This window comes from Burkholderia sp. E168m23 (assembly GCF_016586125.1).
Lineage (GTDB): Bacteria > Pseudomonadota > Gammaproteobacteria > Burkholderiales > Burkholderiaceae > Burkholderia > Burkholderia orbicola.
In genome coordinates this window covers 1-10,628 of record NZ_BCPP01000128.1, presented here as the reverse complement: position 1 = coordinate 10,628, position 10,628 = coordinate 1, and the positions used below count along the sequence as shown (strand labels likewise).

Sequence of the window (10,628 nt, the reverse complement as noted above, 5' to 3'; positions counted from 1 at the left end):
TGCGCGCGACGATCGCCGACTCGTCCTGGCCGGCCTGGTATTGCTGCCACGGTTGCGCGCAACCGGCCAGCAGCGCGGCGGCACCGGCGATCAGCACGGGCAGGCGCGCGGGAATGCGAATGCGCATCGGATTCTCCAGAACACGGAAACAAGTCCCGTTTTATCACGGACGGCGCGCGACGGCGCATCGCGCGGAAAAAATCGGTGCGGATCGCAGGCTGTCGCGCTTGCGGGTGGCGGGCGCGGCGGCCTATGATCCGCGCTTCTCGGGCAGATTGAAGGGCAGGTGGCCGATGCAGGGGTGGAAACGGTGCGCGCTCGCGTGGAGCGCGGGGTGGATGCTGGTGTCGTCCGCGTTTGCCGGCGGCGAGCCGGTGCGGATCGCGCTGATCGAGGGGATGTCGGGCCCGTTCGCGAACGCGGGCGCGGCGGTGGAGCGCAACCTGCGCTTCGGTGTCGAGCGGGTCAATGCGGCGGGCGGCGTGAAGCTGCGTGACGGCGCGCATCCGCTCGAACTCGTCGTGCTCGACAGCAAGGGCAGCCCGGAGGAGGCGCTCGTGCAGTTGCGCGCGGCCGCCGACCGGCATGTCGGCTTCGTCGCGCAGGGCAACAGCTCGGCCGTCGCGGCCGCGCTCGTCGCCGCGCTCGACAAGCTGAACGCGCGCGATCCGGACAACCGGATGCTGTTCCTGAACTATTCGGCCGACGATCCGGCGCTGACCGGCGCGCGTTGCAGTTTCTGGCATTTCCGCTTCGATGCGCATGCCGGCATGCGGATGGCCGCGCTTGCGGACGTGATGGCGCGCGATCGCGCGCTGCGAAAGGTCTATCTGTTGAACCAGGACTACAGCTTCGGCCACGACGTCAGCACCCTCGCGCGGCAGGCGCTCGCGGCGCGGCGCCCGGACGTGACGATCGCGGGCGACGAATTCCACCCGATCGGCCGGATCAAGGATTTCTCGCCGTATATCGCGAAGATCCGCGCCAGCGGCGCGGACGCCGTCGTGACCGGCAACTGGGGCAACGACCTCACGCTGCTCGTGAAGGCGGCGCGCGAACAGGGGCTCGACGCGAAGTTCTATACGTTCTACGGCAACAGCCTCGGCGCGCCGGCGGCCCTCGGCGACGCGGGTGTCGGCCGCGTCGTGGCGGTGGCCGACTGGCACCCGAACGCGGGCGGCGCCAAGTCCGACGCGTTCTACCGCGCGTTCCGGACCCGTTTCCCGGCCGCGCAGGACGACTACCCGGTGCGGCGGATGAGCCAGATGATCGAGATGCTGGCCGCGGCGATGACCCGCGCGGGTTCGGCCGACCCGGTCGCGGTCGCGCGTGCGCTCGAGGGCCTGCCGTTCGACGACGGCTTCCACGCGTCGCGGATGCGCGCCCAGGATCACCAGTTGATCCAGCCCCTTTACGTGATGGAAATGGACAAGGTCGGCACGCCGGGCGTGCGCTTCGACAACGAGGGATCGGGCTACGGCTTCCGGACGGTGCTCGCGGTGCCGGCGCAGCGTACGGAGATGCCGTCGACGTGCTCGATGACGCGCCCGTGACGGAGGGCGGTAAGAACGGCACCGAGTTGTGCTACAATGCGCGCCGGTTGTAAGTCACGGCACGGCCATTCTTCCGTGTCCGCCTGTTCAGTTAGAAAGGAAATCACATGTCTGTTGCAGATATCAAGAAGTCGGAAGTCGTTGCTCAGTTCGCCCGCGGTACCAACGACACGGGGTCGCCCGAAGTCCAGGTCGCACTGCTGACCGCACGTATCGTCGAACTGACGGGTCACTTCAAGACCCACGCGAAGGATCACCACAGCCGCCGCGGCCTGCTGCGCATGGTGAGCCGCCGCCGCAAGCTGCTCGACTACCTCAAGGGCAAGGATGCCGACCGTTACCGCGCACTGATCGAGAAGCTGGGTCTGCGTAAGTAATCGAGGCGATTGCCGCCAGCAAGATGCCTGTGTCAGTCCGCTGATACAGGCATTTTGTTTTTGCGCGGTGCGTAGCGTCACACGCATCGCAGGCTGTCCGGCACGTTCGTGCGGGGCCGCCGCCACGACCGATACCGGGGCAGGATTTGTGTCATTCCAGCGCGCCGCTGCCTGAGCGCCGCGCTGGAATGGCATAAAAAACACACCTTGCTCCGGGTGATTCGGTCGGGACGCCGCCGCGCGGGATGGCCGGCGCGGCGAATGAAATGCATGAATACAAAGGAGCAACCATGTCCATGTTCAACAAGGTCGTGAAGGAATTCCAGTGGGGCCAGCACAAGGTGCGCCTCGAAACCGGTGAAGTCGCCCGCCAGGCGAGCGGTGCCGTGATCGTCGACGTCGAAGACACCGTCGTGCTGGCAACCGTCGTCGGCGCGAAGTCGGCGAAGCCGGGCCAGGATTTCTTCCCGTTGACCGTCGACTACCTCGAGAAGACCTACTCGGCCGGCAAGATCCCGGGCGGCTTCTTTCGCCGCGAAGGCCGTCCGTCGGAGCACGAGACGCTGACGTCGCGCCTGATCGACCGTCCGCTGCGCCCGCTGTTCCCGGAAGGCTTCTACAACGAAGTCCAGGTCGTGATCCACGTGCTGTCCGTGAACCCGGAAATCCCGGCCGACATCCCCGCGCTGATCGGCGCATCGGCCGCGCTCGCCGTGTCGGGCCTGCCGTTCAACGGCCCGGTCGGTGCCGCACGCGTGGCATACATCGACAACGCGTACGTGCTGAACCCGACGCGTGACCAGCTCAAGGCATCGAGCCTCGACCTCGTCGTCGCGGGTACGGAGCGCGCCGTGCTGATGGTCGAGTCGGAAGCCGACCAACTGTCGGAAGAAGTGATGCTGGGCGCCGTGGTGTTCGGCCACGAGCAGATGCAGATCGCGATCGACGCGATCCACGAACTGGTGCGCGACGGCGGCAAGCCCGAGTGGGACTGGCAGCCGGCGCCGAAGAACGAGGCGCTGATCGCGCGCGTGACCGAGCTGGCGCAGAACGATCTGCTCGCCGCTTACCAGCTCCGCGACAAGCAGGCGCGTTCGGCGAAGCTGAAGGAAGTCTATGCGGCAACCTCGGCGAAGCTCGAGGAAGACGCGCTGGCGGCCGGTACGGTCGCGGCCGACAAGGCCACGGTCGGCAACGTGCTGTTCGACATCGAAGCGAAGATCGTCCGTTCGCAGATCCTGAACGGCGAGCCGCGCATCGACGGCCGTGACACGCGCACCGTGCGTCCGATCGAAATCCGCACCGGCGTGCTGCCGCGTACCCACGGCTCGGCGCTGTTCACGCGCGGCGAAACGCAGGCGCTGGTCGTCGCGACGCTCGGCACGAAGGGTGACGAGCAGATCATCGACGCGCTCGAAGGCGAATACCGCGAGCGCTTCATGCTCCACTACAACATGCCCCCGTTCGCGACCGGCGAAACGGGCCGCGTCGGCTCGCCGAAGCGCCGCGAAATCGGCCACGGCCGTCTGGCCAAGCGCGCGCTGGTCAAGTGCCTGCCGAGCGCCGACGAATTCGGCTACTCGATCCGTGTCGTGTCGGAAATCACCGAGTCGAACGGTTCGTCGTCGATGGCGTCGGTGTGCGGCGGCTGCCTCGCGCTGATGGACGCCGGCGTGCCGATGAAGGCGCACGTCGCGGGTATCGCGATGGGCCTGATCCTCGAAGGCAACAAGTTCGCGGTGCTGACCGACATCCTCGGCGACGAAGATCACCTCGGCGACATGGACTTCAAGGTGGCCGGCACGGAGCAAGGCGTGACGGCGCTGCAGATGGACATCAAGATCCAGGGCATCACGAAGGAAATCATGCAGGTCGCGCTCGCGCAGGCGAAGGAAGGCCGCCTGCACATCCTCGGCAAGATGACGTCGGCGGTGTCGGGTGCGAACACGCAACTGTCGGAATTCGCGCCGCGCATGATCACGGTCAAGATCAACCCGGAAAAGATCCGCGACGTGATCGGCAAGGGCGGTTCGGTGATCCGCGCGCTGACGGAAGAAACGGGCACGACCATCGACATCTCGGATGACGGCGTCGTGACGATCGCCAGCACGAGCAGCGAAGGCATGGCCGAAGCGAAGAAGCGCATCGAGCAAATCACGGCCGAGATCGAAGTCGGTCAGGTGTATGAAGGCACGGTGCTCAAGCTGCTCGATTTCGGCGCGATCGTGAATCTGCTGCCGGGCAAGGATGGCCTGCTGCACATCTCGGAAATCGTCAACGAGCGCGTGAAGGACATCAACGACTACCTGAAGGAAGGTCAGCAGGTGAAGGTCAAGGTGATCCAGACGGACGAGAAGGGTCGCGTGCGTCTGTCGGCCAAGGCGCTGCTGAATGAAGCAGCGGCGGCAGCGCAGTCGGATACGCCGCCGCAGCAGTAAGCGGACAGGCGGATCAACGGCCGGCAGTGCGAAAGCGTGCCGGCCGTTTTTTCTGTAGCATCGTTGTGCGGCGCAGCAGCGCCGGCGAGGCGCCCGCGCCGTGCGCACGGGCGTGCCATCCGATTCCGATCCTGGAGCGACTCTCACCATGAAAGCCATCGAAATCACCGAATTCGGCGCCCCCGACGTGCTGAAGCTCGCGGAGCGTCCGCGCCCCGAACCGAAGCGCGGCGAGGTGCTGATCAAGGTGGCGGCTTCCGGCGTGAACCGGCCCGACGTGTTCCAGCGCAAGGGTGCCTATGCGCCGCCGCCGGGTGCGTCGGATCTGCCGGGCCTCGAGGTCGCGGGCGAGATCGTCGGCGGCGATTTGTCCGATGCGGCCCTGAACCCGTTCGGGCTGAAACTGGGCGATCGCGTGTGCGCGCTGCTCGCGGGCGGCGGCTATGCCGAATATGCGGTCGCGCCGCTGCCGCAGTGCCTGCCGGTGCCGGATGGTCTCACCGATATCGAGGCCGCCTCGCTGCCCGAAACGTTTTTCACCGTGTGGAGCAACGTGTTCGACCGTGCGCAGCTCGGCGCGGGCGAGGGCGGTGAGCAGGAGACCCTGCTCGTGCAGGGCGGCTCGAGCGGCATTGGCGTGACGGCGATCCAGATCGCGCATGCGCTCGGCTTTCGCGTGTTCGCGACGGCCGGCACCGCCGACAAATGCCGTGCGTGCGAGGCGCTTGGCGCCGAGCGCGCGATCAACTACAAGACCGAAGACTTCGTCGAAGTCGTGAAGTCGCTGACGCACGATCGCGGTGTCGACGTGATCCTCGACATGGTGGCGGGCTCGTACGTGCCGCGCGAGCTGGCCGCGCTCGCGGACGGCGGCCGTCTCGTGCTGATCGCGCTGCTCGGCGGCGCGAAGGCCGAGGTCAACCTGAGCGAGATCCTGCGCCGCCGGCTGACCGTGACCGGTTCGACGCTGCGTCCGCGCCCGGTCGAATTCAAGGCCCGTATCGCCGCGCAGCTGAAGGCGCGCGTGTGGCCGCTGCTCGCCGACGGCCGCATCAAGCCGGTGATCTATCGCGTGTTGCCCGCCGCGGACGCCGCACAGGCGCATGCGCTGATGGAAAGCAGCGAGCATACCGGCAAGATCGTGCTCGATTGGGGAACGAACGCCTGACGGCCCGTGCGGCGGGCTTGACATGCGCGGTTTGACCGGTTCAAGCCGCGCGCAGTAAAATCGCGGGTTTGCTTCGCCAGATCCAACCTGACGGCCGGGTTCCGGCACGTTAATGACAAGATAGTGACGAGACAGACACGATGTCGAAACAACGAACAAAGCGAGTGATCGGCAACTGGAAGATGCACGGCCGGCTGGCCGGCAACCAGGCGCTGCTGAACGAAGTGGTGCAGGGCGCGGGCACGGTGGCGGCTGAAACGTCGATCGGCGTGTGCGTGCCGTTCCCGTATCTCGCGCAGGTTCAGGCGCAGCTTGGCGGTGGCCGTGTCGCGTTCGGTGCGCAGGACGTGTCCGCGCACGAGCAAGGCGCATTCACCGGTGAGGTGGCGGCTGCGATGGTGGCGGAGTTCGGCGCGCGGTATGCGATCGTCGGCCACTCGGAGCGTCGCGCGTATCACGGCGAAAGCAACGAGACGGTCGCGGCGAAGACGCAGCGCGCGCTCGCGGCCGGCCTCGTGCCGGTCGTGTGTGTCGGCGAGACGCTCGACGAGCGCGAGTCGGGTGCGACCGAGCAGGTCGTCGGTGCGCAGCTCGACGCGGTGCTGGCCGTGCTGACGGCTGACGAGGCCGCGCGTATCGTCGTCGCGTACGAGCCGGTCTGGGCGATCGGCACGGGCAAGAGCGCGACGTCGGCGCAGGCGCAGGACGTGCATGCGTTCCTGCGGACGCGTCTCGCGGCAAAGGGTGCGGCGGACGTGTCCGTGCTGTACGGCGGCAGCGTGAAGCCGGACAACGCGGAAGAGCTGTTCGCGCAGCCGGACATCGACGGCGGCCTGATCGGCGGCGCGTCGCTGAAGGCGGAAGATTTCCTGGCGATCTGCCGGGCCGCGCGTTGAGCGGTCCGAGATCGAATTGAACCATGACGGCGGCCGGTCGGTCCGGTCGCCCGATCCAATCGGGTGGGTGTGATGCTGTTATTCAAGACGCTGATTATTGTGGTGCAGGTGCTGTCTGCACTCGGTGTGATTGGGCTCGTGCTGCTGCAGCACGGCAAGGGTGCCGACATGGGCGCCGCATTCGGCAGCGGCGCGTCGGGCAGTCTGTTCGGTGCGACGGGCTCGGCGAACTTCCTGTCGCGCACGACGGGCATTCTCGCGACGATCTTCTTCGTCGCGACGCTCGCGCTGACGTACCTCGGTTCGTACAAGTCGACGCCGTCGGCAGGCGTGCTCGGCACGGCAGTGACCGCGCCGGCATCGGCCCCCGCGGCATCGGCGCCGGCTGTCGCGGCGTCGGCTGCCGCCGGTTCGGCCGCAAGCGCGCCGGGCCAGGATGTCCCGAAATAAAAAGTTAATTTTTTTGCGGTTGTGCGTTGAACAAATCCGGAACTCGGGTTAGAATTTAATTCTTGAAGCGATTCGCGGGAACGAGCAGCACAACCCGAGTTGCATGCAGTGCCGACGTGGTGAAATTGGTAGACACGCTATCTTGAGGGGGTAGTGGCGAAAGCTGTGCGAGTTCGAGTCTCGCCGTCGGCACCAAAGTTACTCAATGCCAGCCGCTTCCAGTGGCTGGCATTTTTCATTTGTGGGGTGGGCTTGCGGTTGTCTTGCGATCGCCTGCACTCCGAAATGATTCCTTCCGCCGGAAGTGGTATTCTCCGGACGCTCAGAACCAACCGATAGAGGATTGCCTTGAACCTCGCAGCCTATTACCCCGTCTTGTTGTTCCTCCTCGTGGGCACTGGTTTAGGTATAGCGCTGGTCAGCATCGGCAAGCTCCTTGGTCCCAACAAGCCGGACGTCGAGAAGAACGCACCGTACGAGTGCGGCTTCGAAGCCTTTGAAGACGCCCGGATGAAATTCGACGTCCGGTATTACCTCGTCGCCATCCTGTTCATCATCTTCGATCTCGAAACCGCATTCCTGTTCCCGTGGGGCGTCGCGCTCCGGGACATCGGCTGGCCGGGTTTCATCGCAATGATGATTTTTCTGCTCGAATTCCTGCTGGGCTTTGCCTATATCTGGAAGAAAGGCGGGCTCGACTGGGAGTGATGGGTTAATCGCCGGTTTGCATGAGCGGCCACGCTCGGTCGCTCGTCTGGAGTGGAAAGCAAATGAGTATCGAAGGGGTCTTGAAGGAAGGGTTTGTCACCACGACGGCTGACAAGCTGATCAACTGGACGCGTACCGGCTCGCTGTGGCCGATGACGTTCGGGCTCGCGTGTTGCGCCGTCGAGATGATGCATGCGGGCGCGGCCCGTTACGATCTGGACCGGTTCGGCGTCGTGTTTCGCCCGAGCCCGCGTCAGTCGGACGTGATGATCGTCGCCGGCACGCTGTGCAACAAGATGGCGCCCGCGCTGCGCCGCGTGTACGACCAGATGGCCGAGCCGCGCTGGGTGATCTCGATGGGGTCGTGCGCCAACGGCGGTGGTTATTACCACTACTCGTACTCGGTGGTCCGCGGCTGCGACCGGATTGTGCCGGTCGACGTCTATGTGCCGGGCTGTCCGCCCACGGCCGAGGCGCTGGTCTACGGCGTGATCCAGCTTCAGGCGAAGATCCGCCGCACCAATACCATCGCCCGTCAATAAAGCCCCGAGCGTCCCCTCAATATGGCAAGCAAAATCGAGACCCTCAAGGCAAACCTCGAAGCCGCGCTCGGCGCGCGCGTGGTGAGCCTCACCGAAGCGATCGGTGAACTGACGCTCGTCGTGAAGGCGAGCGATTACCTCGAAGTCGCAAAGACGCTGCGCGACGATCCGAAGCTCCGTTTCGAGCAACTGATCGACCTCTGCGGCGTCGACTACCAGACCTTCGGTGACGGCGCCTACGACGGCCCGCGCTTCGCGGCCGTGTCGCACCTGCTGTCGGTCACGAACAACTGGCGCCTGCGCCTGCGCGCATTCGCGCCGGACGACGATCTGCCGATCGTGGCGTCGCTGGTCGACATCTGGACCTCGGCGAACTGGTACGAGCGCGAAGCGTTCGACCTGTACGGCATCGTGTTCGAAGGCCACCCCGACCTGCGCCGCATCCTCACCGACTACGGCTTCATCGGTCACCCGTTCCGCAAGGACTTCCCGGTGTCGGGCTACGTCGAAATGCGTTACGACCCGGAAGAGAAGCGGGTCGTGTACCAGCCGGTGACGATCGAGCCGCGCGAAATCACGCCGCGCGTGATCCGCGAGGATCGCTATGGCGGTCTGAAACATTAAGGGGGCGTCATGGCAGAAATCAAGAACTACACGCTCAACTTCGGCCCGCAGCACCCGGCAGCGCACGGCGTGCTGCGCCTCGTGCTCGAGCTCGATGGCGAAGTCATCCAGCGTGCCGATCCGCACATCGGCCTGCTGCACCGCGCGACCGAAAAGCTCGCGGAATCCAAGACCTTCATCCAGTCCGTGCCGTACATGGACCGTCTCGACTACGTGTCGATGATGGTCAACGAGCACGGCTACGTGCTCGCGATCGAAAAGCTGCTCGGCATCGAAGTGCCGGAGCGCGCGCAGTACATCCGCGTGCTGTTCGACGAAATCACGCGCGTGCTGAACCACCTGATGTGGATCGGCGCGCACGCACTCGACGTCGGCGCGATGGCCGTGTTCCTGTACGCTTTCCGCGAACGCGAAGACCTGATGGACGTGTACGAAGCGGTGTCCGGCGCCCGGATGCACGCGGCCTACTATCGTCCGGGCGGCGTCTATCGCGATCTGCCTGACGCAATGCCGCAATACAAGGCGTCGAAGATTCGCAACGAGAAGGCGCTTGCGAAGATGAACGAAGCGCGCAGCGGCTCGGTGCTCGACTTCATCGACGATTTCTTCACGCGCTTCCCGAAGTGCGTCGACGAATACGAAACGCTGCTGACCGACAACCGGATCTGGAAACAGCGTCTGGTCGGGATCGGCGTGGTGAGCCCGGAGCGTGCGCTGCAGATGGGCCTGACCGGCCCGATGCTGCGCGGCTCGGGCATCGCGTGGGACCTGCGCAAGAAGCAGCCCTACGAAGTGTACGATCGGATGGATTTCGACGTGCCGGTCGGCGTGAACGGCGATTGCTACGACCGCTATCTTGTGCGCGTCGAAGAAATGCGCCAGTCGATCCGCATCGCGAAACAGTGTATTGAGTGGCTCCGCAAGAATCCGGGCCCGGTGATGACGGACAATCACAAGGTTGCCCCGCCGTCGCGCGTCGGCATGAAGACCAACATGGAAGACTTGATTCACCACTTCAAGCTCTTCACCGAAGGTTTCCATGTGCCGGAAGGCGAAGCGTACGCGGCGGTCGAGCATCCGAAGGGTGAGTTCGGCATCTACCTCGTGTCCGATGGCGCCAACAAGCCGTATCGCCTCAAGATTCGCGCGCCGGGTTTCGCGCACCTGGCGTCGCTCGACGAAATGGCGCGCGGTCACATGATCGCCGACGCCGTCACGATCATCGGTACGCAGGACATCGTGTTCGGCGAAATCGATCGCTAATGGTTGCGCCGCCCGCGAGCGCGGGCGGCGAGCAGTCAGTCACACGCGAAGTCACAAGCGGTATGCGCCGAACCGGCGCGGCTTCGCAAGCTGTCAACAGAGTGAGCGCCAGGTCTGCCGTCCATGCACCCCAGTGTGCGGCAGGTTGTTCGTTCGGTAGGAATTGAAAGAGTCGTGTCTGAAAATGATCTCAGCTGAAGGCCTGAAGGAAATCGATCGAGCGTTGACGAAGTATCCCGCCGATCAGAAACAGTCCGCCGTGATGTCGGCGTTGGCCGTCGCTCAAGAAGAGCACGGCTGGCTGTCGCCCGAACTGATGCAGTTCGTCGCGGACTATCTCGGCATGCCGGCCGTTGCCGTGCAGGAAGTCGCGACGTTCTACACGATGTACGAGCTCAAACCGGTCGGCAAGCACAAGATCACGCTCTGCACGAACCTGCCGTGCCAGCTCGGCCCGCACGGCGGCGCGGAAGCGACTGCCGACTACCTGAAACAGAAGCTGGGCATCGGCTTCGGCGAGACCACGCCCGACGGCAAGTTCACGCTGAAGGAAGGTGAATGCATGGGCTCGTGCGGCGATGCGCCGGTGCTGCTGGTGAACAATCACAG

At 65.0% G+C, this 10,628-nt stretch carries 11 protein-coding genes and 1 tRNA gene; all 12 read left to right on the top strand.

The features are described from left to right. Window positions 1-293: 293 nt before the first annotated feature. A complete protein-coding gene (locus JMF90_RS09565) occupies window positions 294-1,553 on the top strand; it encodes a branched-chain amino acid ABC transporter substrate-binding protein (RefSeq protein ID WP_011694333.1) in 1,260 nt (419 codons plus the stop codon). A gap of 107 nt (window positions 1,554-1,660) precedes the next feature. Further along, complete coding sequence (rpsO, locus tag JMF90_RS09560; RefSeq protein ID WP_006398792.1) at window positions 1,661-1,930, top strand: 30S ribosomal protein S15; 270 nt, start codon at window positions 1,661-1,663, stop codon at window positions 1,928-1,930. A 290-nt stretch (window positions 1,931-2,220) separates the two neighbouring features. Continuing rightward, the gene (gene pnp, locus JMF90_RS09555) at window positions 2,221-4,368 is read left to right on the top strand and encodes a polyribonucleotide nucleotidyltransferase (protein WP_011545817.1); all 2,148 of its coding nucleotides are present in this window, start codon (window positions 2,221-2,223) and stop codon (window positions 4,366-4,368) included. A gap of 148 nt (window positions 4,369-4,516) precedes the next feature. After that, window positions 4,517-5,536 (top strand): NAD(P)H-quinone oxidoreductase, encoded by a 1,020-nt coding sequence (locus JMF90_RS09550; RefSeq protein ID WP_054928010.1) that lies wholly within the window; start codon window positions 4,517-4,519, stop codon window positions 5,534-5,536. 140 nt (window positions 5,537-5,676) lie between these two features. Beyond that, the gene (gene tpiA, locus JMF90_RS09545) at window positions 5,677-6,432 is read left to right on the top strand and encodes a triose-phosphate isomerase (RefSeq protein WP_006478261.1); all 756 of its coding nucleotides are present in this window, start codon (window positions 5,677-5,679) and stop codon (window positions 6,430-6,432) included. A 72-nt stretch (window positions 6,433-6,504) separates the two neighbouring features. Beyond that, window positions 6,505-6,882 carry a preprotein translocase subunit SecG gene (secG, locus tag JMF90_RS09540; RefSeq protein ID WP_034201508.1) on the top strand — a complete coding sequence of 126 codons (378 nt, stop codon included), beginning with the start codon at window positions 6,505-6,507 and terminating at the stop codon, window positions 6,880-6,882. Between the two features lie 110 nt (window positions 6,883-6,992). Further along, window positions 6,993-7,077, top strand: a tRNA-Leu gene (locus JMF90_RS09535). A gap of 153 nt (window positions 7,078-7,230) precedes the next feature. Next, window positions 7,231-7,590, top strand: coding sequence for an NADH-quinone oxidoreductase subunit A (locus JMF90_RS09530; RefSeq protein ID WP_006398798.1), 360 nt, complete (start codon window positions 7,231-7,233; stop codon window positions 7,588-7,590). Window positions 7,591-7,652: 62 nt separating this feature from the next. Beyond that, complete coding sequence (locus JMF90_RS09525) at window positions 7,653-8,132, top strand: NADH-quinone oxidoreductase subunit B family protein (protein ID WP_006398799.1); 480 nt, start codon at window positions 7,653-7,655, stop codon at window positions 8,130-8,132. A 21-nt stretch (window positions 8,133-8,153) separates the two neighbouring features. After that, a complete protein-coding gene (locus tag JMF90_RS09520) occupies window positions 8,154-8,756 on the top strand; it encodes an NADH-quinone oxidoreductase subunit C (protein ID WP_006478264.1) in 603 nt (200 codons plus the stop codon). A gap of 9 nt (window positions 8,757-8,765) precedes the next feature. Further along, window positions 8,766-10,019: an NADH-quinone oxidoreductase subunit D gene (locus JMF90_RS09515; protein WP_006478265.1), complete on the top strand. Its 1,254-nt coding sequence runs from the start codon at window positions 8,766-8,768 to the stop codon at window positions 10,017-10,019. 184 nt (window positions 10,020-10,203) lie between these two features. Beyond that, window positions 10,204-10,628 (top strand): NADH-quinone oxidoreductase subunit NuoE (gene nuoE, locus JMF90_RS09510; RefSeq protein ID WP_201325067.1); only part of this gene is annotated, 425 nt, incomplete at its 3' end.